Consider the following 24,940-nt stretch of genomic DNA (forward strand, 5'->3'; position numbering starts at 1 on the left):
TTTATTAAAGTTTTTGCCCTTTTATAATTCTGTCTTTTTTAAATATATCTTGTTTTAACTGAATATTTTCAAATTTATGTTTTGTTAATAAATGAATCATCTCGTTACCCAAAAACTCATTAATTTCAAAAAACAACAAGCCTTTTTCTTTTAAGTGACTAAGCGAAAACTGGGTAATTGCTCTGTAAAACTGCAAGGGGTCTTCATCTTTAACAAACAAAGCCAAATGGGGTTCGTTTTCCAAAACATTATTTTTCATAAGTGGTTTTTCTTTTTCCCTAACGTAAGGCGGATTTGAAACAACAATATCAAATGTCATTTCATTGAAAAACAAAGGCCAAGTAGACTCATTTAATATATCGCCCGTTATAAAAGTAATATCTACTTCATTTAAATCGGCATTTTCTTTGGCTATTTTAAGCGCTTCGGTACTAATATCGAAGGCATATACTTTGGCACTGGGGATATTTTTTGCCAACGAAATGGCAATACATCCGCTTCCGGTGCCTATATCTAAAATATGTAATGGTTTATTTTCTATTTTTTTTTGCTGATTAATCACAAATTCTACCAACTCCTCGGTTTCGGGTCTTGGTATTAAGGTGTTAGAATTTACTTTAAAAGTAAGGCCGTAAAATTCGGTTTCTCCTAAAATGTATTGTATGGGCTGTTCTTGTTTTAATAATTGAAGCGCATTTAAAATAGATTCAGAATTTTCTATTTTTAGATCTGGCTCCATGGCAAGCTGAATTCTTCGCACCTTGTAAAACGACTCAATTAATAAAAAAAAGAAACTATCTACTTCCTCTTTGGGGTAAATAGGATCTAATTCTAAATGAAATTTTTGTTGTATCGTCTTTAAATTCATAAATCTTTTATCATCCAAATACTGCACGAGTAATGTCCTGTACCACCCACAGCTTCTGTTAAATGTTTAAAACCAAATTGTTCATAAATATGAATGGCTGCTTTTAATTGCGATGCAGATTCTATATAACATTGCTTGTACCCCAAATCTTTTGCTGCTTTTAAACATTTCTCAAATAATTTTTGCCCCAAACCTTTACCTCGTAATTTAGGTGAGAAATACATTTTTTGAAGTTCACAAATGGTCGATTCAAAATTTGGCAATGGTTTTATTCCTGCACCACCCAAAACTTCACCATTCAATTCTACAACATAGTAAACTTCATTGCTTTGTTGGTAGGCTTCAAACATACTCGCCGTTTCTGGATCTGTATAGGCTGTACCTTCCAAAGGAATTTTAAACTCATGAAAACAACCTCTTATAACCTGTTCTAAAGGCGCATTGTCTTCGCTCTTAATTTCTCGAATAACTATAGTATCTTTGCTCACTTTAAATACTTACTTTTACAAGTGTGAAGATACTTAAAACTAAAAAAAAGGAGATGAAACGCCTTATAATCTTATCAACAATACTCATAACTTTTTTAAACTGTTCGGTTGCCGAAAAACCACAATTTTTAAATGTTCAAAACATTAAAGTTTCCGGAAGCAACTCTAAATTTGTTACCATTGAAGCCGAAGCACTTTTTTTAAACCCTAATATTGTTGGTGGCGAATTAAAAACCGATGCTGTAAAAATTTTTGTTAACGATAATGAAATGACAAGCATATCTACAAAAAGTTTTAAAATTCCTGCTAAAAAAGAATTTTCGATACCATTAAAAGCTAATATCCCAACAGACAGTTTATTAAGCAATAAAAATTTAGGTGGCTTATTAGGAAGTTTATTTAGCAGAAAAGTAAAAATACAATACAAGGGCGATATTGTTTACAAAGTCTTTGGATTTTCACATACATACGCCTTAGATAAAACTGAAACCGTAAAACTTAAATAACTGCATTGAATTTACACGAATATTATATAAACCGATGCCTGGAGATTGCTAAAAATGGTTTGGGTACAACCCGACCAAATCCTATGGTTGGTAGTGTAATTGTTTATAATAATAAAATTATTGGCGAAGGATTTACAAGTCCGTATGGCGGAAATCACGCCGAAGTAAACGCTATTAATTCTGTTAAGGACCAATCCTTATTAAAAGACGCCACCATTTATGTAACCTTAGAGCCTTGTTCGCATTTTGGAAAAACCCCACCATGTAGTGATTTAATAATAAAAAACAAGATTCCTAATGTGGTTATTGGATGTATTGACGATAACGAACAAGTAGCCGGAAAAGGCATTAAAAAATTAAAGGAAGCAGGCTGCCATGTGGTTGTTGGTGTTTTGGAGGCTGCTTGCAGAGCACATCATAAACGTTTTTTTACATTTCATAATAAAAAAAGACCTTACATCATTCTAAAATGGGCAGAAACAGTCGATGGATTTATTGCTCCCAAACAAAAATCTGAACAAAAACCAGTTTGGATTACCAATACCATTTCCAGACAATGGGTACATAAATGGCGAACCGAAGAACAAGCTATTTTAATTGGAACAAATACGGCTTTACAAGACAATCCTAGTTTAACAGCTCGAGACTGGACCGGCGAAAACCCTACCCGTATTATTATTGATAAGAAACAGAAATTACCTGAAAATTTATCGGTTTTTAATACCGATGCGAACACGTATTTTATTAGCGAAAAAGAGATGGATTTTTCAAAACAAATAGGTGCTCAAATTTGCGATTTCTTATTCAATAAGCATATTAATTCGGTAATTATTGAAGGTGGCTCTAAAACACTACAAACATTTATTGATGAAGATTTATGGGATGAAGCTCGTATTTTTACAGGCCACGTTAAATTTAACGACGGTGTGAAAGCGCCAAGCTTTTCTGGTAATTTAATTTCTGAAACTTATATTTTAAAAGACATACTTAAAACATATATTAATGATTAAAACACTCATTTTCGATTTTGGAAATGTATTCATCAATTTAGATATTGAAGGTGCATCTAACTATGCACTTGAGTCATTTAAAATCAATTCTTTATCGGAAGAAATTATAGCATTCAACAGTTTTTACGAACAAGGTTTAATTTCAACAGAAGAATTTATTGAATTTTACTCCGAAAACTTTCCGAATCTTACCACAGAAGAACTCGTTTACATCTGGAATTACATTTTAAAAGACTTTCCAAAGCACAGACTAGAGTTTCTAAAAAAGTTAAAATCTGAAAAGAAATTTAAACTTATTCTGCTAAGCAACACCAACGAATTACATATAAATTGGATTAAGGAACACGTACCTTTTTTTACAGAATTTAAAAATTGTTTTGATGCTTTTTATTTATCGCATGAAATTAACTTAAGAAAGCCTAACGCCGATATTTTTGAATTTGTATTAAATGAAAATAAGTTGGCTGCCAGCGAATGTTTATTTATTGACGACAATTTAGAAAATTGTAAAACAGCAACTAAATTAGGGATTCACATCTGGAACATTCAACCAGAAACCCAAGATGTTTCCAATTTATTTGAAACCAAATCCAGTTTATTTTAATCCTTTTGGAAGAAAAAGACACATACAAAACAATAGATATAGCATCAGAACCCGTTTTATTTAAAGACAAGAATAGTAAGTTTTTTGGTTATGCCTTTCCAGTGTTAAACGAAGAAGACATTAAACAACATTTGGAAGCCTTAAAAAAATCACATCATGCTGCCAGACATTGGTGTTATGCCTATCAATTAGGCACAGAAGTTATTACTTACAGAGCCAATGATGATGGCGAACCCAATAATAGTGCTGGCGCTCCTATTTACGGTCAAATACAATCTTTTGATGTTACCAACATTTTAATAGTCGTTGTTCGCTACTTTGGTGGGGTAAAATTAGGGGTTGGCGGTTTAATTAATGCTTATAAAACAACAGCACAATTAGCATTAGAAAACTGTAAAATCATTGAAAAAACAATAAGTATTGATTTCTTAATTACTTTCGATTACAAAAATATGAATACCGTTATGAGAGTTATTAAAGAACGCCAGCTCAACATAACGAATCAGAAATTAGAACTCAATTGTGAAATCACAATTTCGGTAAGAAAAAAAGAAGCGCCAACTATTTTTGAAATCTTCAATCAGCTTTTTGAAATTGAAATAAAAACAATTTAGATTAATTATTGATAGCGTCTAAGATGTACTGAGGCGCCTTAATTGGTTTTAAAGTATTTTTATCTAAAAACACTAAAGTTGTTTCTGCAGTTGTTAAAAGTTCCCCGTGCTGATTTGTAATTTCATACTCAAATTCAATCTTAACAGAAGGCATTTTTTTTAGTTGAGTTTTTACATTAATTAAGTCGTCGTAAACAGCTGATTTCTTATAATTTATACTCAATGAAACTACAGGTAGCATCACGCCATTTTCCTCCATCGATTTGTAAGAAATCCCCATGTTTCGTAACCATTCAATGCGTCCCATCTCTAGATATAATGCGTAATTTCCGTGATAAACAACCCCCATTTGGTCGGTTTCACCATAACGCACTCTTATTTGTATTTCATCGAATTTCATAACGTATATTGGATATTTTTTTGTAGTTTCGGCTAGAGGATAAACATGAGGAAATTTTTATAAAAATTCAATAGTAAATGATTTTTTTTTTAAGAATTTTGTTCACATATTTGCCAAACCTAAGATAGAGAAGAAAATCTATTTTTTTTCGCTATAATCAAACTAACAAACCAAAAAAACATAACTAACAATAATGAGTAGAACTGCGCAATCGGTATGGAATAATTGTCTTGAATTCATAAAGGATAACATTCAACCGCAAGCATACAAAACTTGGTTTGAACCAATTGTAGCAGTAAAACTTACTGACAATGCGTTGAGTATTCAAGTACCAAGTAAATTCTTTTATGAATGGCTTGAAGAACATTATGTTAAAATCCTAAAAGTATCGCTTACCAAAGAGTTGGGTGAAAAAGCCAAATTAGTTTACATTATTAAAATGGAAAACACCTATGGTAATAAACAACCTTTTACCGAAAAAATCCCAAGTTCTAATAGAAGCGCCGTTAAATCTCAAGAAGTTGACATTCCTTTAAATAATAAAAACCCAGAATTAAGAAATCCTTTTATTATTCCGGGTATAAGAAATGTAAAAATTGAATCTCAATTAAATCCAAACTATAGTTTTGAAAACTTTTTAGAAGGTGATTCTAACCGCTTAGCCAGAAGTGCCGGTTTAGCTGTTGCTTCAAAACCTGGAGGCACCTCTTTTAATCCATTACTTATTTTTGGTGGTGTTGGTTTGGGAAAAACTCACTTAGCACATGCTATTGGTGTAGATATTAAAGACAAATATCCAGAAAAAACGGTTCTATATATTTCTGCTGAAAAATTTACGCAACAATATATTGATTCTGTTAAGAAAAATAATAGAAATGATTTTATTCATTTTTATCAAATAATTGATGTTTTAATTATTGATGATGTTCAGTTTTTATCTGGTAAAACAGGTACACAAGATGTGTTTTTCCACATTTTCAATCATTTACATCAAAATGGCAAGCAAGTTATTTTAACCAGTGACAAAGCACCTGTTGATATGCAAGACATAGAGCAACGCTTATTATCTAGGTTTAAATGGGGCTTATCGGCAGAACTACAAACACCAGATTTTGAAACGCGTGTTTCTATTCTTAAAAATAAACTATATCGCGATGGTGTTGAAATGCCAGATGATATTGTTGAGTATGTAGCTAAGAATATTAAAACCAATGTTCGTGAGTTAGAAGGCGCCATCATTTCTTTAATTGCTCAGTCTTCTTTTAACAAAAAAGAAATCACCATAGACTTGGCTAGAGTTATTGTAGAAAAGTTTGTAAAAAATACCAAACGCGAAGTTTCAATCGATTATATTCAAAAAGTGGTATCAGACTATTTCCAAATGGATATTGAAACGCTGCAATCTAAAACTCGTAAACGTCATATCGTTCAAGCAAGACAATTGGCTATGTTTTTTGCTAAAAAATTTACAAAAGCTTCATTGGCAAGTATTGGGTCTCAAATAGGAAAACGCGACCACGCTACGGTATTACATGCTTGTAAAACAGTTGATAACTTAACATCAACAGACAAGCAATTCAAAAAATACGTTGAAGATATTACAAAAAAACTGTCTGTTTAAAATCTATTATAATGACTAAAATTCTAATGGTATGCTTGGGCAATATTTGTCGTTCGCCATTAGCAGAGGGCATTTTACGCTCTAAACTTCCAACTAAAGACTATTTTATAGACTCTGCAGGTACCGGAAACTATCATACAGGAAGTGCTCCCGATAAAAGATCGATTGACATTGCTAAAACTTTTGGTTTAAATATTTCAAACCAAAAAGCAAGACAATTTAAGGTTTCAGACTTTGATAATTTCGATTACATTTATGTAATGGACGATTCTAACTACGAAAATGTTATTGCCCTAGCAAGAAATGAAAACGATATCAACAAAGTTCAACTTATATTAAATGAAGCGTACCCCAATGAAAATCTAAATGTTCCAGACCCCTATTATGGCGGAACCGATGGTTTTAAAAATGTATATTTAATGTTGGATGAAGCATGTAATAACATTGCTAAAAAATTAACTTAAATATAAATGAACACTACAAAAGGCATCTTATACCTTATTCCAACAACTTTAGGAGATAACGACCCGGTTGAAGTGCTACCTGCATCTGTAAATAACGTTATTAATACAACCGATACATTTATTGTTGAAAACGATAAAACGGCCCGCCGATTTATTAAACGTATTGCGCCAGATAAATCGCAACCAGCTTTAAAAATGTTTCTTTTAAACAAATTTACAGACGAAAAAGATTTGCCAAGCTTTTTAGAACCATGTCTTAACGGTATTGATGTTGGGTTGCTTTCTGAAGCTGGATGCCCTGGTGTTGCCGATCCTGGAGCCGATATAGTTAGCTTGGCTCATCAAAAAAACATAAAAGTTGTTCCTTTAGTTGGTCCTTCTTCCATTTTAATGGCCATGATGAGTTCTGGCATGAACGGACAACGATTTGCTTTTAATGGCTATTTACCTATTGATAAAGGGGAACGAAAAACAGAAATAAAACGTTTGGAGCGCTTATCGTTTGAATTCAATCAATCTCAAATTTTTATTGAAACACCCTACAGAAACAATAAAATGCTGGAAGATTTACATAATTACTTAGAGCAAAACACAAAAATTTGCGTGGCCTGCGATATCACACTTCCAACAGAATTTATTAAAACCCAAACAGCCGCTCAATGGAAAAAAAATATGGTAGACCTTCATAAAAGACCTACCATATTTATTATTCATAAAAGTTAAATTACATAGCTTTTGCTTTCCTGTCGGCTTTTAAAAACGATGTATCGTAACCAGCAAATTTTCTCATGTAATGTTCGATAGTTGTACCGTAACCATCGCTAAAATTATCTAAGCCGTAACTTCTTAAATATTTTTTAACGCTACCAGCACCAGATAAATGGGCTGCCGCTAAAATACCGGATTCTGTAATTAGAATTCCATTGATTCGTTTTCCTACGAAGTTTTTAATATCTCTTCGCAAAATCCATTTATTACGTTGTGCATAAGCTATAAAAGCACGTTCTTGTAATTCTGGAGTTTTTAAAAACGTATCTGTGTTGTTAATTCCAAGAGCGCGTAAGGTGCCCTTTCCAAATTGATATTTACCTAAATACCCAAAGGTATTCACGATAAAATAATTTCCTCTAGATTCTTTAAAACCAATGGCTTCTTTGAATCCTACAAAAGATTTTCCTAAATAAGGAGAAAACGCTTTGTTCACTTCATTCGACGCTAAAACATTATCTTTAATGTTTTCGTCCTGGCTTACAGTATAACATAACTCTATGCCTTTTGTTGAATACTTACCTAAATCTATTACTGTTTCCTTTGAAGAAACAGATACAAACAATAGAATACATATTGAAAGTGTTAGTATTAGGTAACTTGCAATACTTTTTCTCATAAATTTAAATTTCTTCAGCACTGATAATTAATATTTTATGCTTGAAAATTTGAGCGTGCAAAATTAGATATTTTTTTTATAATATCAAAATTACTCGTTTATCTACTTTTTTTAATAGTAGAACGGATGAAATACACACCTATTTTTATTAAATTCTAATGTGGGGAAAGGAATTTTTAAACTATCAAAAACACCAAAAAAGAGTTGAAGTAATTTCGAATTTGTTTTAATTGAATTTAAATTAATATCGAAACTCAAATAAAACTGACGTTGTTGCTTAAAAGAATTAAACGCTTCATTTTCTGTATTATTTGAAGCTGAAATCATGCCATCACCGCCATACCCAATAGCCAAATTTAACCATTTAGGAAAATTAGCATCCTTAAAGAACGCATGTAAATTAAAACTTAACCAATAGGTTTGTCCGTTATAATCCTTTAAAAGCTGCTCTAAAAAATCTTGTCCAAGCTTATCTGGATTTAAAGCTGCGTATTTTGTTTGATGAAAAGAAAACTTTAAAGCTATACGCTGTTCTTTCCAGAGCAACTCTTGCCCAACGTACAATCCAGCACCCGTCGCATTAGCCAATATATCGGTCCAAGAAAAACCCCATGCTTTTGAATAACCATCTAAAACTTCAACAGCAGTTAAAAAAGTAAATCCTAAGGTAGCACCATAAATTAACTGATCTTTTTCACTAACACCACTCCAATTTAATAGCTGCGCACCGTGTTTCCCTAGTTGGTAAGCTGTAAAGGCATGCCCCATTTTATCTAGTTGTAACCATTCATCAGAATCGTTAATAGTATGAAATTTCGAGCGTTCGTAATCTGCATACCACAACTGGTTTAATCCAATTAAAGCCCCGGCGGCCAAAGATGCTTCGGTAACAACTACAGCATTGCGTCTTGAAATATTTAAAGAATCGCTTGCTGTTAAAAATGTATTTGTTTTTGATTGAGAAAAATAAACTAATGGCAATAAAACAAATAAATAACTAATATGTCTTTTAAAGCCAACCACTATTTATTGATGCCTTGAGACGATAGATACTGCTGATATTCTCGAGCATTGGCATTGTGCTGTGCAAGATTTTTAGCAAATTTATGAAAGCCCACTCGCTTAGCATCGGCAGCAAAATATAAATATTGATGTTTTTCATAATTTAAAACAGCATCAATAGCAGAAATATCGGGCATGGCAATGAGACCTGGTGGTAAACCCAAATGCTTATAGGTGTTATATGGCGAATCAATCTCTTTATGAATATTTAAAACACGTTTTATAACCGTATTTTTATATTGAGGCAGTTGATAAGCAGCAAATTTCAAGGTCGGATCTGCTTGCAAAGGCATCCCAATTCGCAATCTATTCATATAAACACCTGCTATTCTGGGTTGTTCTGAAGCTTGCTTAGATTCTTCATATACAATGGATGCCAATGTAGCCACCTGATTAGGAGTTAATCCAATGGCATTTGCTTTAGAGATTCGGTTTTCATTCCAAAATCTATGATATTCTTTCAACATTCGGTCTCTAAACTGTTCGGCCGGAGTATTCCAAAAAAACTCATAACTATTCGGCAAATACATGGCTAATGCTGTTGCTTTGTTGAATTTATTTTTAGACAAGAAGGCTTCGTCATTCATAACTTTAAGAAGACTTATGCTATCGGCTTCTATTTGAGAACTAACTCTTCCGGCTAATTTTTCAAAAGATTCTTGATTGTTAAAAGACAACTTAATAGGCAGGTTATTAGAGCGAATAGAATTAATAATATCGTTATTACTCATACCCTTTTTTATAGCGTAACGTCCAGCTTTTATGTTAGATGTATATTTTTTCTGTTCTGCTAAATCATCAAAAGAATCAATATCTTTAACTAAAGGTTCTAGTTGTTCTCTTACTACATTGTAATTAGCATTAGTTGGTATGTAAATATAAGCCGTATCGTTATTAAAAGCCGTATTGGGTTTTAACATCGCTTTATAAACAAAATTCGCAAAATAAGCGGCCACCAAGAGTCCTAATAGCGCAATCGCTACAAGTATTTTTTTTATATACATTTAATTATTTATAAGCTGAAATAAATATTCGTTTTTAAAAGTTCCGTTTACCAGGTTCCAATCTTTTTTTAGACCAACGTTTTTAAATCCTTGATTTGAAAACAGTTGAATACTAGCTTGATTTTCTTCTGAAATATTACAATATAATTGATGCAATCCTAAATGTGTAAAACTATAATTTATAAGCAATTTAAGCGCCTCTTTACCATAGCCTTTAGCTCTGTTTTTTTCGTCTTTCACTAAAATTCCTATTCCTGCGCGTTTATTTTTAAAATCGAAATCAAATAAATCTATTAGTCCTAATACTTCATTATCATAATAACAAATCACGAGTCGTAACTGCTTAACCTCATAAATATCTTTATGAGCCTGCTCTAAATATTGCTTTATTAAATATCGTGAATAAGGTGTTTGTGTGTTGCTAATTTCCCAAACAGTTTCGTCGTTTTCAACCACATAAACGAACTCTAAGTCTTCCGGCTCTAAAGCTCTTAAGTAAATATGTTCGCCTTTTAAGGTTATCATATGCTTCCTTTAAATACAAAAGTTGCCGGGCCAACAAGCCAAATATTTTTGTAACCATCATTATCTGCATCAAAAGCTACCTGTAATTCGCCGCCTTCTACTTGAAGTTTAATGCGGTTTTTATCGGTTTCACCTAAAGCATGCATGGCTATGGCTACAGCAGTCACGCCAGTACCACATGACAAAGTTTCATCTTCTACCCCACGTTCGTAAGTTCTCACCCGAAAAACGTCATTAGTAATTTTTTTTACAAAATTCACATTACTACCAGCTTCATTATAAGGAGCTCCATATCGAATTTTAGCGCCTTTGGTTTTAATATCAAAGTCTTCTATTTCGGTTTCAAATTGAACATGATGTGGAGAACCTGTGTTTAAAAAAACATGGCTATCAAATTTCTCAACCCTTTGTACATTTTGCATTTGCAACTCGACAATACCCTTATTAATTGTCGCATGATGCAAACCATCTATGGCTTCAAAAACAGCTTTATTTGAAATAACGTCTAAATCTTTTGCAAAAGCTACCAGACAACGACCGCCATTTCCACACATGGTACTTTCATTTCCATCGGCATTGTAATAAACCATTTTGAAATCGTATTCGGGATGATTTTCTAGTAAAATGAGTCCGTCTGCACCTATGCCAAAACGTCGGTCACATAAAAAAGCGATGTGTTTGGTATCTTTTTTGTTGAATGTTTGTTGACGATTATCAATCATCACAAAATCATTTCCTGTTCCTTGATATTTATAAAAAGTTTGTTGCATAATTAGCGCAAATATATAAATATTAAACTGTTTTTTGTGTTGTTAAATAGTCGTTAAAGTTATATTGACCATTCAATAAATAATTAAATTTAATCGTTCTTAAACAAAAATAACACTTAAACATTCTTTTAAATTCTTCGAATGTTAAGTATTTTAAAAAAATTTAAATAATTAAAAACAGATAAAAATTATGAAGAAGATTTTATCATTATTACTTGTTTCTGTATTTGGTGGTGCTGTTACTTTAGGAGCATATAAACTATTTTTAGAACCCGAAAATAAGGTATTTACAACATCAACAATTACAACTCCAAGTTATTTACCAACAAGTAATGTTACTAATTTAAATAATTTAGCAGACGCTCCAGATTTTACTATAGCTGCCGAAAACACAGTAAATGCCGTTGTTCATGTAAAAAACGTAACCATAAGTTCTGGCCAAATGACCTTACAGGATTTATTCTCGGGCAGAAGCCCACAACGTGCCCAAATGGGAACAGGTTCTGGAGTAATAATTAATGCAGATGGTTATATAATTACAAATAATCATGTTATTAATAATTCGGATAAACTAACAGTGACATTAAACAATAATAAAACGTACGATGCCGAAATTATTGGAAGTGATCCAAAAACAGATATTGCGCTTTTAAAAATTGAAGCCGATGAAGATTTACCTTTTGTTACGTTTGCCGACTCAGATCAAGCTAAAATTGGAGAGTGGGTATTGGCCGTTGGAAATCCTTTTAATTTAACTTCTACAGTAACAGCCGGTATTATTAGTGCTAAGGCTAGGGATTTATCGGGATCTAGCACGCAATCGTTTATTCAAACCGATGCTGCTGTAAACCCAGGAAATTCTGGTGGAGCTTTAGTTAATTCCAGAGGCGAACTGGTAGGAATTAACACTGCCATTTCATCGCAAACAGGATCGTATATAGGGTATTCTTTTGCAGTGCCTAGTAACATTGCACGTCGTGTTATTGAAGATATTATGGAGTATGGTAACGTACAAAATGGTATTCTTGGTATAACGGGAGCGGCACTAAACAGTGAGTTTGCAGACCAAAAACAAATAAGCGAAACCGAGGGTATCTACATAGATAGTGTAGTTGAAGATTCGGGAGCCGATAAAGCAGGTTTAGAAAAAGGTGATATTATTAAAGAAATAGATAACATAAAAATTTCTAAATTTTCAGATTTAACAGGACACATTGGTGCAAAGCGTGCGGGCGATGTTGTTAACATTACTGTTTCTAAAAACGGAAAACTAAAAACTGTTGCTGTTACTTTAACTAGAAATGAAACGTATACACTACCACTTGTTGGTATGGTTAAAAATGCCAAAAGAGAAGATTTAAAGAAATTTAAAGCTACTAATGGTGTGAAAATTATTGATTTAAATGATGAATACAAGGAGTATTGGACTAAAAATGGCGTGAAAGAAGGTTCTATAATAACCTCAATTAACGAACAGAAAATTAATACGGTTGATGATGTACAAGATGCATTAAAAAACAGATCGCCTTACGAACCATTAAGAATAGAACTTATAAATACTAATGGAGAAAAGGAACGTTATAATTTTAGATAATTTTAAATAATAAATATTGAAAATAACCTCTTAGATGAATTTCTAAGAGGTTATTTTTTTGTTAAAGCCATTCACGAAAACGTTTGAATTTTGATATTTTTGCAAAAAAACTAAACTAAAACTATTAAAATGATAAAAACTAAAGCTTACGAAAAGGAATTAGCATTTCAAACAGACCGTAGAAAAGCTGCTGTAGAATTTATTAAAATTGTTAGTGACTTATGGTACGACAAATCAATTGAACTGGTTATTTTTAGAAATCAATTGATAGATAAAAATGTAAGTGACATTTTAAATTTACATGAGTACGCTGCAAAATTTGTAGAAAAACCAATTTCAATTTTCGATACAGTTGAAATTGCTCAAGCTATTAAATCACTTAACATGCCACCAGCAAAACTAGACATTGGAAAATTAACCTTCGAGTATCATTCTGAAGAAGAAAAACTTAGCGATGCTAAAGCGTTTATTATTTCAAAATTAAACGATATTAATAAAACCGAATCTCTAGTGCCTAAAGATGTTGTTTTATATGGCTTTGGAAGAATTGGTAGATTGGTAGCTCGCGAACTTATGTCGCGAACCGGTAAAGGCAGTCAACTACGTTTAAGAGCAATTGTAACTCGTGGTAATATAGATAGCAAAACATTAGAAAAAAGAGCTGCCTTGTTAAAAAATGATTCTATTCATGGGGACTTTTCTGGAACTGTTTCTATTGATATTGATAATCAGGCTTTAATTATTAACGGTACAACGGTTAAAATAATTTCGGCAAATAATCCAGAAGACATAGATTACACGGCATATAATATAAATGATGCTTTGGTTATAGATAATACAGGTGTTTTTAGAGACAAAACTGCTTTAAGCAGACATTTAAAATCTAAAGGGGTAAGCAAAGTTTTATTAACTGCGCCTGGGAAAGAAATTCCAAACATCGTTTATGGTGTAAATCATCTAGATAATAATCCAGATAAGACCCATATTTTTTCGGCGGCATCTTGTACTACAAATGCTATTACCCCAATTTTAAAAGCCATTGAAGATTCATTTGGAATAAAATCTGGACATATAGAAACAATTCACGCCTATACAAACGACCAAAACTTAGTTGATAATTTTCACGACAAATACCGTCGTGGTCGCGCTGCCGGGTTAAACATGGTAATAACAGAAACCGGTGCAGGAAGTGCCGTAGCAAAAGCTCTACCTAGTTTAGCAGGAAAACTAACATCTAATGCCATACGTGTACCAGTACCAAATGGTTCCTTAGCTATTTTAAATTTAGAATTAAAAAATAAAACATCGCTTTCGGGTGTTAATACCATTCTTAAAAAATACGCCCTCGAAGGCAATCTTGTAGAACAAATTAAATATGAGTTTAGCGACGAACTTGTTTCTAGCGATATCATAGGCTCATCTGCTCCAGCTATTTACGATAGCAAAGCAACTATTGTAAGACCCGATGGAAAGAACATGGTTTTATATGTTTGGTATGACAATGAATATGGTTACAGTCACCAAGTTATTAGGTTAGCAAAGTATATTGCTAAGGTAAGACGCTACACTTATTATTAATAAAATAATCCAAATTAAATTCTTAGTCGTATATTACATAGTCCCACAACGTGGGGCTTTTGTTAACCAATATTTTCACAATACATCATATATTAATAAATTAGCATTTCATAAAAACTTTAAAAATGAATAAAATCAAATTTCTAGTCTGTATTACCTACCTTTTTACCTTAAATACTTTTGCTCAAACAACCCCTGAAAATCAAGATGCCGAAGAAGAAAAATTATCGTTAAATAGCGGAACTATAGATAGTCAATTTGAATATGTTATTAGAAAATCTAATAGTTGGCAAGACTACAAAACGGTTAAAAAAGTATGGTTATATACTTTAAAATCCCATACCATCGATTCTTTAAAAGCTGTACACAAAGATTTATTAGATACGCAGCGCCTTGTAGATGGGCAAAAGAAAGAAATATCAGATTTAAAATTAAAACTCGACAATACTCAAAACACATTAAATAACACGCTTCAGGAAAAAGATAGCATGGCTTTATTTGGTATACAAATGAGTAAAACCAATTATAGCGTAATTATGTGGAGTATAATTGCTTTGTTATTGGCACTATTATTGCTTTTTATCTACAAATTTAAAAACAGTAATATCATCACAAAAAATGCTAAACAAGCGCTTCAAGATATCGAAGATGAATTTGAAGAACACAGAAAAGTAGCTCTGGAGCGCGAGCAAAAAGTAAGACGCCAGTTGCAGGATGAAATTAATAAACATAAAAAATCGAAGTAAATTTAAAAACTAAGGATAACGTATCTTTATCAACATCCTTAATTTGAGAAAACTCAAATACAAACCTTATTTAAAATACATTAAATAAATTACCTTTGTGTCATATTTAAAGATATTATGCGCATTGATATTATTACGGTTCTACCGGAATTACTTAAGAGTCCTTTTGAAGCATCTATTTTAAAACGTGCTATAGAAGCAAAGTTGGTGGAAGTTCATTTTCATAATTTAAGAGATTACACATCAGACAATTACAAATCAATAGACGACACTCAATTTGGCGGAGGTGCTGGTATGGTCATGATGATAGAGCCGATAGACAAATGTATTTCAGCATTAAAAGCAGAACGCGATTACGATGAAATTATTTATATGACACCCGATGGTGAAACCTTAAAACAAGGTATGGCCAATCAGTTATCATTAAAGGAAAATATCATCATTCTTTGCGGACATTATAAAGGTGTAGATCAACGCGTGCGCGATCAATTCATAACTAGAGAAATATCGATAGGTGATTATGTTTTATCTGGCGGAGAACTAGGCGCAGCCGTTTTGTGCGATGCCGTAATTAGATTAATTCCAGGCGTACTAGGCAATGAAACTTCTGCTTTAACCGATTCTTTTCAAGATAATTTATTAGCACCTCCCATTTACACGAAACCCAGAGAATATAAAGGATGGAAAGTTCCAGAACTTTTATTTAGTGGAAATTTACCAAAAATTGAAAAATGGCGTGAAGAACAGGCTTACTTAAGAACTAAAGAACGACGACCTGATTTATTAGCTGAAGATTAATAGTGCATTTTTTTTAAAAATATGATCCTTTAATTTTTAACTTTTAACTTTTTAATTATCTTTGCACCCAATTTCGGGTTAACCTCTGGCGAAAATCGCGTATGTTGTTCTGAATAAACCAATTATAAAATATAAAGATATGGAATCTTTAATAAAATTTGTACAAGACGAATTTGTAACAAAAAAAGACTTTCCAGAGTTTGGAGCTGGAGACACAATTACCGTTTATTACGAAATTAGAGAGGGCGAAAAAGTTCGTACTCAGTTTTTTAGAGGTGTTGTAATTCAAAGAAGAGGTTCAGGTTCATCTGAAACTTTTACAATTAGAAAAATGTCTGGTACTGTAGGTGTAGAACGTATCTTCCCTATCAATTTACCTGCGTTACAAAAAATTGAAGTTAATAAACGTGGTAAAGTACGTAGAGCTAGAATTTTCTACTTTAGAGGACTTACTGGTAAAAAAGCTAGAATTAAAGAGCGTAGACGTTAATAAAACATATATGCTTTACAAACTAAAAAACCTTGAGATAATTTCTCAAGGTTTTTTTATTAACCATTGTTAATAACTTTGGTTTATAAGTAGTTGATATTTAACACCTTATTTATTTTGATTTATTGAATTCTAGTGTTATCTTAGTGAAAGTATTAATAACAGCCTTGGGTTGGTTTCATAGCAACAATGAATTTATATAATACTAAATAAGATAACGTTCTTTAAATACATTGTTTTTTTTAGGTTCTATAGGACATTTACAACTGCATCTACAGATACCATGGTATTATAACATTTACAAATTTTAGTAAAATGAATTAGATGTTTATAATAAAAGCTGAAAATAAAATTTTCCTAAGGGATTAAATTTTATCAAAAAAGCTTTAAATGTTAAATCATTTTTACGAAGGAACATTTCAAAAATAGAAAAACAATATTCGAAACATTTTAGTAATAGGTCAATAAATTTTGGAAATTACAAGAAAAATGTTTCGTTGAAATAATAGCACTAAATTAAAGACAGTTTTAAACGCAAGTTAAAACTTATTAGTAGTACTAATAAAATTTAGTTATATTATTTCGAAGAAAGCCATGTCAAAGTAGTACAAAACTACAGTGATATGGCTTTTGTATTTTTACTTCTCACCCACATTTATTAACAAATTAATACTTACTCCTATTTTTTTTTAAATTGTATTAAAAGTTAATGCTCATATTATTATTCATAAGGGTTAAAAACAATTTTAAAAGGCATTTTTTGTATATTCGCAACTCGTAAAAATTAAGAACTTTCTTAACCAAGAATTAAACTATTAAACATTAAAAACACAAAGTAATGTCCAAAATTATTTATACAAAAACAGACGAAGCACCTGCTTTAGCTACACGTTCTTTTTTACCTATTGTTAAAGCTTTTGTTAAATCATCTGGTATTAATATAGAAACTAAAGATATTTCTTTAGCAGCAAGAATTTTAGCTGTCTTCCCAGATTTTTTAAATGAGACCCAGCGTGTTTCAGACGATTTGGCTTTACTTGGTGAATTGGCTAAAAAACCAGAAGCAAACATTATAAAATTACCAAATATTAGTGCTTCAATTCCTCAGCTTAAAGCGGCTATTAAAGAATTACAATCTCAAGGTTTTAATATTCCTAATTACCCAGACGAACCTGCAACTGCAGAAGAAAAAGATATCAAATCGCGCTACGACAAAATAAAAGGTAGTGCTGTTAACCCGGTACTTCGTGAAGGGAATTCAGATAGACGTGCTCCAAAAGCTGTAAAAAATTACGCGAAAAACAATCCGCATTCTATGGGAGCCTGGTCTAAAGACTCTAAAACGCATGTGGCTACTATGGATTATGGTGATTTTGCCCATAATGAAAAGTCGCTAACTATTGCAGAACCAACCAGCATAAAAATTATTCATACTGATAATGAAGGAAATGAAACTGTTTTAAAAGATAGTTTTAATTTATTAAAAGGCGAAATAATTGATGCAACAGTAATGAGTAAAAAAGCTTTAATTAACTTTTTTGAGGCTCAAGTTGCAGATGCTAAAGCCAACGGCGTGTTGTTTTCATTACACATGAAAGGCACCATGATGAAAGTTAGTGACCCTATCATCTTTGGTCATGCCGTAAAAATATTTTTTAAAGACGTTTTTGCAAAACACGGAGCCACTTTCAATAAAATTGGTGTAGATGTAAATAATGGCTTCGGAAATATCATTGAAAAAATTCAAGAATTACCTGAAGCTCAGCGTAACGAAATTCAAGCAGATATAGATGCTGCTTTTAAATCGGGACCTGCAATTGCTATGGTTAATAGCGATAGAGGAATTACAAATTTACACGTACCAAGTGATGTTATTATAGATGCCTCTATGCCAGCAATGATTCGTACTTCTGGTCGAATGTATAATGCTGAAGGTAAATTACAAGATACAAAAGCCGTTATTCCAGACAGTAGTTATGCCGGAATTTATTCTGCAACTATAGATTTTTGTAAAGAAAATGGTGCTTTCGATCCAACAACCATGGGAACAGTTCCTAATGTTGGTTTAATGGCTCAAAAAGCAGAAGAATACGGATCTCATGATAAAACTTTCGAAATAGCTTCAAACGGAAAAGTAACCGTTGTAGATGCTAATGGTTATAAATTAATTGAACATGCAGTTGAAGCTGGAGATATTTGGAGAATGTGTCAAACTAAAGATGCTCCTATCCAAGACTGGGTTAAATTAGCAGTGAATAGAGCAAAAGCTTCTAATACGCCTGCTGTTTTCTGGTTAGATGAAAACAGAGCTCATGATGCAGAAATAATTAAAAAAGTAAATACTTACCTAAAAGATTACGATACAACAGGTTTAGATTTAAGAATTTTATCGCCAGTTGATGCTACTTTATTTACATGTAAAAGATTAAAAGATGGCTTGGATACTATTTCAGTTTCTGGAAATGTTCTTAGAGACTACCTTACCGATTTATTTCCAATTTTAGAAGTAGGAACCAGTGCCAAAATGCTTTCTATAGTACCTTTAATGAATGGCGGTGGTTTATTTGAAACCGGTGCCGGTGGATCTGCGCCTAAACACGTACAACAATTGTTAGAAGAAAACCACTTACGTTGGGATTCTTTGGGTGAATTTTTAGCATTAGCGGTTTCTTTAGAGCATTTTAGTGAAGTTAACAATAACGAAAAAGCTAAAATTTTAGGAGAAACTTTAGACGAAGCGACTAGTAAACTATTAGAAAATAAAAAAGGGCCTTCTAGAAGTGCTGGTGAGTTAGATAACAGAGGTAGTCATTTTTATTTAGCAATGTATTGGGCTGAAGAGTTAGCGAAACAAACTAAAGATGCTGCTTTAAAAGCTGAATTTACCCCAATAGCCGAAAAATTAGCTCAAAATGAAACTGTTATTTTAAAAGAATTGACAGAAATTCAAGGAAAACCAGCTAACATTGGTGGTTACTATGAACCAAATGAAGCATTGGTAAACAATGTAATGAGACCTAGTAATACTTTAAATTCTATTTTAGAATTTTAATTTAATTAAACTCATATAAAAAAAGCCCCTTTGAAGGGGCTTTTTTTATTGTTTGATAAAATAAAGTAAAATATTTGTTGGCCAACATTATCTAAACCAAGAAAGTCAAATAGCGATTAAGATAAAATACGATTTCAAATTAACAGATATAAAGCCAATTAAAATCTAATTTTAACTTACTGACAACTATTTTTAATATATCTTTTTTTATATAGCTTCATTTTTGCATATAAACTTTATACAAAAAAAGTTTAAATTTCATAAAGTTAAAATTCATAAAACTTTTAGTAGTCGGGGTTTTCAATATTAAAAATTAAAAAAAAAGGTATATAATAGTTTTAATGTTAATCGAGCGATTGTTATTATATCCCGTTAGTTAGTCTTTATTTAGGTTTTAATACTTAAAAAAAGGTTAGTCTTTTATTGTGGTGAGATGTTTATAAATTAAAAATCTATAGAGAAGTTATAAACTAATTATAAAAATCAAGAGACTTCAAAGTTTTTTTAGAGTTTATAAATATACCCAACAATACTTTAGGTAGAATCATTTTAACAGAATGCAAAAACTTAAAATGTTATTTGCTTTAAAACAAAAGCCTGAAAATTTACAATATCTTTCAAAGATTATTAATACTATCAAACAAAGTATCAATTAATTTATTAAATTTCTTATCGACATTTGGATTTGAAGTATTTGTTAAAATAGATAAAACCACTTTTTGCTCTGGGTAAACATAAAAAATTCCGTAACCTCCTAAACCATTACCAATATGACCAAAATACGGCCTTCCACTACTGTCTTTGCTAACCTGAAATCCTATACCGTAATATGTAGAATTAGCATCATTATTATTAATTTTTTGAGCTGTGATAAATGGTTTAAATTGTTTGGGGTTCACCAAAGAATCATTTAATAAAGCATTACCAAAAATGTTAATGTCTTTAGATGTCGATAGGTAACCACCAGAAGCTATCTTGAAATAATTGTTTACGTTTTCAACAGGTTTAAAATGTCTTTTTCGTATTTTTTTATAGAAAATAGCTTTACCATCAATATATTGATTATTGTCTACAAAAGTTTTATTCATATTAAAAGGAATCAATACTTTATATTTAACAAAATCTTCAAAAGGAATTTTAGTACATTCTTGAATGGCTAATGAAATTAAATTCCAATTATAACTAGTATAGTTGTATTTAGTTCCAGGCTGAAACAATAATGAATCATTTGCAAAAAGTGAGATTCCCTCACGAATATCAAGAGGTTTATTTAATTTAAATTCATTTCCTTGATAATTTCTAATACCAGATAAGTGTCCCCCTAATTGCTTAATGGTTATGTCATAATCTTTTTTAGGAAAATAAGGCACATAATTATAAATAGAACTTTCAAGTGTCATAAGACTATCTTCAACTATCTTTAATAGTCCTATGGCCGCAATAGGTTTAGATACACTTCCAATTCTAAAAACCGTTTTATCAGGATCAACTAAGGTTTTATTAGTTAAATCTGAATAACCATAACCTTTAGACCATAACACTTTATTATTTTTTGAAACAGTAATGGCTAGTCCAGGCACTTGTTTCTTTCTAATTAATTTCTTAACAATACGTTCAGATTTGCTAAAAGCATTAATAGTACTCTGTGCTAATAGTGATTTGAAAGAAGGAAATAGCACAAAACTTATAATTATAATTAATTGACTTGTTTTTTTCACATTTAAAAATATTATCTAATTCAAAACATAATGCACTTTGAGGCATTATAAGCTATTACATAACCTAACATAAAAATAGCATTAAATATTATCGTGTGCAAAAACCACAATTACAATACTTAGTCACCTATCAAATTTTTGAATTGCAAAAATCACTAAATATCCTCCAGAATTACGCCATGTTCCAGCATCTAAAAAAAAATAACTTGCATAGTAAACCACACTTTCTAGATAAGAGTATGGCAATATTCTATATTTATTAAAATTTCTCCAATAAGCGCACACATAAAACCACTTAAACATCTGATTTAAACAATTTAAAACAGGCTATATAGTCCTTTATTTTTCAATTGAAAAAAAACAATTACAACCTGTTTATGGAATTAAGTAAAATAAAATTTAGCAAGCTTTAGATAATGAAATATTACGTATTCAACATTCGGATAAAAAAAAATCATAAGCTTCATTGAAATAATAATTAACTTTTATCATAATGTAAATAAAGAAAATGTAAAAGCTATTGAAGGTAAGTTTTCTTAAAATTCTTAATACAATAGATACTCACTTAAAATCAATCCCTACATAAATAGTTATAAATTTTTTTTTGTAAATAATTTTTAGACCTTTACATTGAAAATTTATAAACCATAATGCGTTTTATTAAAACTACAGAACAAGACTCCAAATATAATCATCTGGAAAAGATGACTGTTTCCGAACTATTAAGTAACATAAATAATGAAGACAAAACAGTTCCTTTAGCAGTAGAAAAAGCCATTCCTCAAATAGAATTACTTATTGAAATTATTGTAAATAAATTAAAAAAAGGAGGTCGTATTTTCTATCTAGGAGCTGGAACAAGTGGTCGTTTGGGTATTGTAGATGCATCAGAATGCCCACCTACTTTTGGCGTTTCTCATGACTTGGTTATAGGATTAATAGCTGGTGGTGACACAGCAATTAGAAAAGCAGTAGAATTTGCAGAAGATTCACTTACACAAGGTTGGGGAGATTTAAAATCATATAACGTATCAACTGATGATGTTGTTATAGGTATAGCAGCATCAGGGACCACACCCTATGTTGTTTCGGCTTTAAAAGAATGCAATAATAGAAATATTGTTACAGGTTGTATTACCTGCAATAAAAACAGTCCGTTATCAAACACAGCAAAATATCCAATTGAAGTTATAGTTGGTCCTGAATTTGTTACTGGAAGCTCCAGAATGAAAGCTGGAACAGCTCAAAAACTGGTGCTAAACATGATTACCACAACAACTATGATTCAGCTTGGCCATATAAAAGGCAATAAAATGATAGATATGCAACTTAGCAACAATAAACTTGTTGATAGGGGTGTAAAAATGATTATGATCGAGCTTAATGTTACTGAAGAAAAAGCAAAAGATTTATTAAATAAATATAAAAACGTGCGATTAGCAATTAAAAATTACACAAATGGAAACTAAAAAAACAGACAAAATTATTTTATTTCGAGGCATAAAACTTCTTGTTTTTGCTGCATTAAGCCTTTTCATGGGACCAACTTTAATGACTATGGCCATGTCTGATAAAGAAAATAGTCTTTATATACCTCTATTAATTGTTTCCTGTTTAATATGCGTTTTTGCAGTGTTTTTAATTTTTAAAGGCATAAGAACTATAATGTCCAGTATGTTTAAAAAGAAGTAATTAAATTATTTTTTTGGAGTAGTATAATTAAATCCAAAATTCGGATCTTCAATTGTTATATTTAAATTATTTAAAATATAATTTATTATGGCAAAATGATGAATCGTATGACTATTAGCTTGAGCTAAGATAGATTCTATTGTAGTCAATATTTCAATAGTACCTAAACCTAAATCATCTAATACTATGATGTTTTTGTTTGAATTGCAATTAAAATTTTTTAAAGTTTCTATAATATTATTTAAATAAATTTTAGCTTCTTCACAAGAATTTTCAATAGCCTTATTTCTAGGACGGGCTGTTAAATCTATTTTATTTTCATTTGTAATATTAAAAATACAACTATAAAAATCGAGAATATGCCTCATATGAGAGCCTATACTCGAATAATAGGGAGCAATTGAAGAATCACTTAATAAGTCATTTGATAGTTTATTTAAAATAAGATGAGCTTTTTCAAGTGTTTTAATGTTTGATTTTATAATTAAACTTGAAGACATTGTTTTAATTAATTAATTTATTGTTGAATTATATTTAATACCAGACGAATTTCTGCATAAGAGTAAACATCGTCTAATTGACTCTTTAAATCTGATAGGCTGTAGAATGTTTTTGTTGGAATAATTTTTAATAATTCGTCATAGTGTTTTTTTGATATTAAATCGGTAATTTTCACTTCACCCGACTTAATATAACTTACCAAGTGACCAAAAACTGTAGCTTCATTTAAACCACGTGCCTCTGCTATTTCTGATACATTTTTTCCTTTTTTAAATAATTTAAGGGATATTTTTTTAGTATCTCCTTTTCGTATGGTTGTTTTGTTTTCTTCAAAATTATTATTAGAAATTTCTATATCATTCTCCATACAAAATGATTTAATAACTTCTAAAATTGCATTTCCATATTTTTCTATACGAACCTTACCCATGCCGTTAATTTTTTTTAATTCTGCTTTAGTTACAGGCAAGGTTTCGCACATTTCATATAAAGCTTTTTGTGTAAATACTTGAAAGTGAACTAAATTTTGTTCATTAGCAATATCATTACGAAGTACACGTAATTGCTCATACAATGCAATATTAGAGGTACCGTCTACAATGTTAGATCTTACTTTTCTCGACTTTTCCTTGGTAATAAATACCGATTTTGCTCTAAGTTCTAAAAATTTTTTCGTGTTAAAGCCATTTTCTAATTCTTTAAAATAACACGTTTTAATTGATAGTAAATCCTCTAAAGCATCTAAATGTTTGTACATATCATTTTCTAAAGCAGTGTTATCTGTAGTAAATGTTATAGCTTTTAAAACTTCTATAATTTGGTTTTGTGTTTCGTTTTTAAAATAAGAAATTGCCTTAACAAAACGTTCTTGTATTATTACACTTGATTCTGGTATTTTCGCATCTTTGGAAATACTATTTAGCTGCGAAGAAAAAGCATTTTTAACCTTTAAAAGATTTGTAATACTATCTTTAATTGTTAATAAAGATGATTCTATATCACCGATAATTACAGATCTGTTTTTATAAAATAAATCTATTAATCTATTTATTGGATTTAAAAATTCGAAGTAATTAAAAACCTCTAGTATCAAATCCAGTTGAAAAAGTTTTTGAGAATTTAGTAAAACATTAATGTCAGGAGTATTTGCTTCAGAATTTTTGTTAAACATCTGGACATTGCCATCACTAATAATATGGTTGCTTTTTATCTCACTTTTCAAAACAAGCCCATCTAAAGATTTACATCTGCTCAAAGCCACATAAGTTTGACCATGAGCAAAAGCACCTTCAGTATCAATAATTGCTCTTTCAAAGGTTAATCCTTGACTTTTATGTATTGTAATTGCCCAAGCTAATCGTAATGGTATTTGTGTGAATGATCCTATTTTATTTTCTGTAATATCTTTGGTTTCAGCATCAATAGTGTAATTAATATTTTCCCAAATT

Annotated in this window: 26 protein-coding genes (1 of these 26 running past the window's edge); 15 read left to right on the forward strand and 11 right to left on the reverse strand. The window is 31.0% G+C overall.

Annotation, left to right across the window (positions count from 1 at the left end; all coding sequences use genetic code 11):
• Positions 1 to 4: 4 nt before the first annotated feature.
• Entirely contained in the window at positions 5 to 868 is an 864-nt protein-coding gene (gene prmC / locus AW14_RS13505; RefSeq protein ID WP_044639285.1) for a peptide chain release factor N(5)-glutamine methyltransferase, read from the reverse strand.
• Positions 865 to 1,356, reverse strand: coding sequence for a GNAT family N-acetyltransferase (locus AW14_RS13510; protein ID WP_044639286.1), 492 nt, complete (start codon positions 1,354 to 1,356; stop codon positions 865 to 867). The genes prmC and AW14_RS13510 overlap by 4 nt, the downstream gene beginning before the upstream one ends.
• 53 nt (positions 1,357 to 1,409) lie before the next feature.
• On the opposite strand from AW14_RS13510, the gene AW14_RS13515 reads away from it, so the two are divergent.
• Genes AW14_RS13515 through AW14_RS13530 form a run of 4 tightly spaced genes read left to right on the forward strand, consistent with a single transcriptional unit; the run spans position 1,410 to position 4,090 of the window.
• The gene (locus tag AW14_RS13515; protein ID WP_044639287.1) at positions 1,410 to 1,862 is read left to right on the forward strand and encodes a hypothetical protein; all 453 of its coding nucleotides are present in this window, start codon (positions 1,410 to 1,412) and stop codon (positions 1,860 to 1,862) included.
• A 5-nt stretch (positions 1,863 to 1,867) separates the two neighbouring features.
• On the forward strand, positions 1,868 to 2,872 hold the full coding sequence (ribD, locus tag AW14_RS13520; protein WP_044639288.1) for a bifunctional diaminohydroxyphosphoribosylaminopyrimidine deaminase/5-amino-6-(5-phosphoribosylamino)uracil reductase RibD: 1,005 nt from the start codon (positions 1,868 to 1,870) through the stop codon (positions 2,870 to 2,872).
• On the forward strand, positions 2,865 to 3,476 hold the full coding sequence (locus tag AW14_RS13525; protein WP_044639289.1) for an HAD-IA family hydrolase: 612 nt from the start codon (positions 2,865 to 2,867) through the stop codon (positions 3,474 to 3,476). Before ribD ends, AW14_RS13525 begins: the two co-directional genes overlap by 8 nt.
• A 5-nt stretch (positions 3,477 to 3,481) precedes the next feature.
• Positions 3,482 to 4,090, forward strand: coding sequence for an IMPACT family protein (locus AW14_RS13530; RefSeq protein WP_044639290.1), 609 nt, complete (start codon positions 3,482 to 3,484; stop codon positions 4,088 to 4,090).
• Between the two features lies 1 nt (position 4,091).
• Here AW14_RS13530 and AW14_RS13535 read toward each other — a convergent pair whose 3' ends face one another.
• Positions 4,092 to 4,490: an acyl-CoA thioesterase gene (locus tag AW14_RS13535; RefSeq protein WP_044639291.1), complete on the reverse strand. Its 399-nt coding sequence runs from the start codon at positions 4,488 to 4,490 to the stop codon at positions 4,092 to 4,094.
• A gap of 193 nt (positions 4,491 to 4,683) precedes the next feature.
• Between AW14_RS13535 and dnaA the strand changes: the two genes are divergently transcribed.
• The 3 genes from dnaA to AW14_RS13550 are packed head-to-tail and all read left to right on the forward strand — an operon-like array spanning position 4,684 to position 7,298.
• The gene (dnaA, locus tag AW14_RS13540) at positions 4,684 to 6,111 is read left to right on the forward strand and encodes a chromosomal replication initiator protein DnaA (RefSeq protein WP_044639292.1); all 1,428 of its coding nucleotides are present in this window, start codon (positions 4,684 to 4,686) and stop codon (positions 6,109 to 6,111) included.
• A gap of 11 nt (positions 6,112 to 6,122) precedes the next feature.
• Entirely contained in the window at positions 6,123 to 6,575 is a 453-nt protein-coding gene (locus AW14_RS13545; protein WP_044639293.1) for a low molecular weight protein-tyrosine-phosphatase, read from the forward strand.
• Positions 6,576 to 6,581: 6 nt separating this feature from the next.
• Entirely contained in the window at positions 6,582 to 7,298 is a 717-nt protein-coding gene (locus AW14_RS13550) for an SAM-dependent methyltransferase (RefSeq protein ID WP_044639294.1), read from the forward strand.
• A gap of 1 nt (position 7,299) precedes the next feature.
• Here AW14_RS13550 and AW14_RS13555 read toward each other — a convergent pair whose 3' ends face one another.
• From AW14_RS13555 to dapF, 5 genes are all read right to left on the reverse strand, one after another.
• A complete protein-coding gene (locus AW14_RS13555; RefSeq protein ID WP_044639295.1) occupies positions 7,300 to 7,962 on the reverse strand; it encodes a lysozyme family protein in 663 nt (220 codons plus the stop codon).
• Between the two features lie 111 nt (positions 7,963 to 8,073).
• The gene (locus AW14_RS13560; protein WP_044639296.1) at positions 8,074 to 8,985 is read right to left on the reverse strand and encodes a DUF2279 domain-containing protein; all 912 of its coding nucleotides are present in this window, start codon (positions 8,983 to 8,985) and stop codon (positions 8,074 to 8,076) included.
• A complete protein-coding gene (gene mltG, locus AW14_RS13565) occupies positions 8,985 to 10,028 on the reverse strand; it encodes an endolytic transglycosylase MltG (protein WP_044639297.1) in 1,044 nt (347 codons plus the stop codon). Before mltG ends, AW14_RS13560 begins: the two co-directional genes overlap by 1 nt.
• Complete coding sequence (locus AW14_RS13570; protein WP_044639298.1) at positions 10,029 to 10,553, reverse strand: GNAT family N-acetyltransferase; 525 nt, start codon at positions 10,551 to 10,553, stop codon at positions 10,029 to 10,031.
• Positions 10,550 to 11,323, reverse strand: a complete 774-nt coding sequence (dapF, locus tag AW14_RS13575; protein ID WP_044639299.1) for a diaminopimelate epimerase — start codon at positions 11,321 to 11,323, stop codon at positions 10,550 to 10,552. Before dapF ends, AW14_RS13570 begins: the two co-directional genes overlap by 4 nt.
• Before the next feature lie 190 nt (positions 11,324 to 11,513).
• Between dapF and AW14_RS13580 the strand changes: the two genes are divergently transcribed.
• The 6 genes from AW14_RS13580 to AW14_RS13605 all read left to right on the forward strand — a co-directional run bounded on the left by AW14_RS13580 (position 11,514) and on the right by AW14_RS13605 (position 19,581).
• On the forward strand, positions 11,514 to 12,917 hold the full coding sequence (locus AW14_RS13580; RefSeq protein WP_044639300.1) for a trypsin-like peptidase domain-containing protein: 1,404 nt from the start codon (positions 11,514 to 11,516) through the stop codon (positions 12,915 to 12,917).
• A 129-nt stretch (positions 12,918 to 13,046) separates the two neighbouring features.
• Positions 13,047 to 14,495 (forward strand): glyceraldehyde-3-phosphate dehydrogenase, encoded by a 1,449-nt coding sequence (locus tag AW14_RS13585; protein ID WP_044639301.1) that lies wholly within the window; start codon positions 13,047 to 13,049, stop codon positions 14,493 to 14,495.
• A gap of 125 nt (positions 14,496 to 14,620) precedes the next feature.
• Positions 14,621 to 15,241, forward strand: a complete 621-nt coding sequence (locus AW14_RS13590) for a hypothetical protein (RefSeq protein ID WP_044639302.1) — start codon at positions 14,621 to 14,623, stop codon at positions 15,239 to 15,241.
• Between the two features lie 117 nt (positions 15,242 to 15,358).
• Entirely contained in the window at positions 15,359 to 16,039 is a 681-nt protein-coding gene (gene trmD, locus AW14_RS13595) for a tRNA (guanosine(37)-N1)-methyltransferase TrmD (protein WP_044639303.1), read from the forward strand.
• A 139-nt stretch (positions 16,040 to 16,178) separates the two neighbouring features.
• Positions 16,179 to 16,529 (forward strand): 50S ribosomal protein L19, encoded by a 351-nt coding sequence (rplS, locus tag AW14_RS13600; protein WP_044639304.1) that lies wholly within the window; start codon positions 16,179 to 16,181, stop codon positions 16,527 to 16,529.
• A gap of 838 nt (positions 16,530 to 17,367) precedes the next feature.
• Complete coding sequence (locus AW14_RS13605; RefSeq protein ID WP_044639305.1) at positions 17,368 to 19,581, forward strand: NADP-dependent isocitrate dehydrogenase; 2,214 nt, start codon at positions 17,368 to 17,370, stop codon at positions 19,579 to 19,581.
• Positions 19,582 to 20,198: 617 nt separating this feature from the next.
• Here AW14_RS13605 and AW14_RS13610 read toward each other — a convergent pair.
• On the reverse strand, positions 20,199 to 21,299 hold the full coding sequence (locus AW14_RS13610) for a serine hydrolase domain-containing protein (protein ID WP_245617602.1): 1,101 nt from the start codon (positions 21,297 to 21,299) through the stop codon (positions 20,199 to 20,201).
• Between the two features lie 650 nt (positions 21,300 to 21,949).
• On the opposite strand from AW14_RS13610, the gene murQ reads away from it, so the two are divergent.
• Both murQ and AW14_RS13625 read left to right on the forward strand, forming a co-directional pair.
• Positions 21,950 to 22,768, forward strand: coding sequence for an N-acetylmuramic acid 6-phosphate etherase (gene murQ / locus AW14_RS13620; RefSeq protein ID WP_044639307.1), 819 nt, complete (start codon positions 21,950 to 21,952; stop codon positions 22,766 to 22,768).
• Positions 22,758 to 22,991, forward strand: a complete 234-nt coding sequence (locus AW14_RS13625; RefSeq protein WP_044639308.1) for a DUF6095 family protein — start codon at positions 22,758 to 22,760, stop codon at positions 22,989 to 22,991. The genes murQ and AW14_RS13625 overlap by 11 nt, the downstream gene beginning before the upstream one ends.
• Before the next feature lie 5 nt (positions 22,992 to 22,996).
• Here the strand turns inward: AW14_RS13625 and AW14_RS13630 are convergent, their stop codons facing one another.
• Both AW14_RS13630 and AW14_RS13635 read right to left on the reverse strand, forming a co-directional pair.
• The gene (locus AW14_RS13630) at positions 22,997 to 23,491 is read right to left on the reverse strand and encodes a hypothetical protein (RefSeq protein ID WP_044639309.1); all 495 of its coding nucleotides are present in this window, start codon (positions 23,489 to 23,491) and stop codon (positions 22,997 to 22,999) included.
• 17 nt (positions 23,492 to 23,508) lie between these two features.
• A protein-coding gene (locus AW14_RS13635; protein ID WP_316930036.1) for a helix-turn-helix domain-containing protein crosses the window boundary here: on the reverse strand, positions 23,509 to 24,940 show its 3' portion. Its footprint extends 155 nt past the window's final position; the window shows 1,432 of its 1,587 coding nt (coding positions 156-1,587); its start codon lies off the right edge, out of view — the gene reads right to left on this strand; it ends in the stop codon at positions 23,509 to 23,511.

The organism is Siansivirga zeaxanthinifaciens CC-SAMT-1, assembly GCF_000941055.1.
Classification (GTDB): Bacteria; Bacteroidota; Bacteroidia; order Flavobacteriales; family Flavobacteriaceae; genus Siansivirga; species Siansivirga zeaxanthinifaciens.

Coding starts and splice junctions, on each gene's coding strand:
- prmC (WP_044639285.1), bottom strand. CDS start 868: ATGAATTTAAAGACGATACAACAAAAATTTCATTTAGAATTAGATCCT.
- AW14_RS13580 (WP_044639300.1), top strand. CDS start 11,514: ATGAAGAAGATTTTATCATTATTACTTGTTTCTGTATTTGGTGGTGCT.
- dnaA (WP_044639292.1), top strand. CDS start 4,684: ATGAGTAGAACTGCGCAATCGGTATGGAATAATTGTCTTGAATTCATA.
- AW14_RS13525 (WP_044639289.1), top strand. CDS start 2,865: ATGATTAAAACACTCATTTTCGATTTTGGAAATGTATTCATCAATTTA.
- AW14_RS13605 (WP_044639305.1), top strand. CDS start 17,368: ATGTCCAAAATTATTTATACAAAAACAGACGAAGCACCTGCTTTAGCT.
- AW14_RS13590 (WP_044639302.1), top strand. CDS start 14,621: ATGAATAAAATCAAATTTCTAGTCTGTATTACCTACCTTTTTACCTTA.
- trmD (WP_044639303.1), top strand. CDS start 15,359: ATGCGCATTGATATTATTACGGTTCTACCGGAATTACTTAAGAGTCCT.
- AW14_RS13550 (WP_044639294.1), top strand. CDS start 6,582: ATGAACACTACAAAAGGCATCTTATACCTTATTCCAACAACTTTAGGA.
- dapF (WP_044639299.1), bottom strand. CDS start 11,323: ATGCAACAAACTTTTTATAAATATCAAGGAACAGGAAATGATTTTGTG.
- murQ (WP_044639307.1), top strand. CDS start 21,950: ATGCGTTTTATTAAAACTACAGAACAAGACTCCAAATATAATCATCTG.
- AW14_RS13545 (WP_044639293.1), top strand. CDS start 6,123: ATGACTAAAATTCTAATGGTATGCTTGGGCAATATTTGTCGTTCGCCA.
- mltG (WP_044639297.1), bottom strand. CDS start 10,028: ATGTATATAAAAAAAATACTTGTAGCGATTGCGCTATTAGGACTCTTG.
- AW14_RS13535 (WP_044639291.1), bottom strand. CDS start 4,490: ATGAAATTCGATGAAATACAAATAAGAGTGCGTTATGGTGAAACCGAC.
- AW14_RS13630 (WP_044639309.1), bottom strand. CDS start 23,491: ATGTCTTCAAGTTTAATTATAAAATCAAACATTAAAACACTTGAAAAA.
- AW14_RS13570 (WP_044639298.1), bottom strand. CDS start 10,553: ATGATAACCTTAAAAGGCGAACATATTTACTTAAGAGCTTTAGAGCCG.
- AW14_RS13585 (WP_044639301.1), top strand. CDS start 13,047: ATGATAAAAACTAAAGCTTACGAAAAGGAATTAGCATTTCAAACAGAC.
- AW14_RS13515 (WP_044639287.1), top strand. CDS start 1,410: ATGAAACGCCTTATAATCTTATCAACAATACTCATAACTTTTTTAAAC.
- rplS (WP_044639304.1), top strand. CDS start 16,179: ATGGAATCTTTAATAAAATTTGTACAAGACGAATTTGTAACAAAAAAA.
- AW14_RS13555 (WP_044639295.1), bottom strand. CDS start 7,962: ATGAGAAAAAGTATTGCAAGTTACCTAATACTAACACTTTCAATATGT.
- AW14_RS13625 (WP_044639308.1), top strand. CDS start 22,758: ATGGAAACTAAAAAAACAGACAAAATTATTTTATTTCGAGGCATAAAA.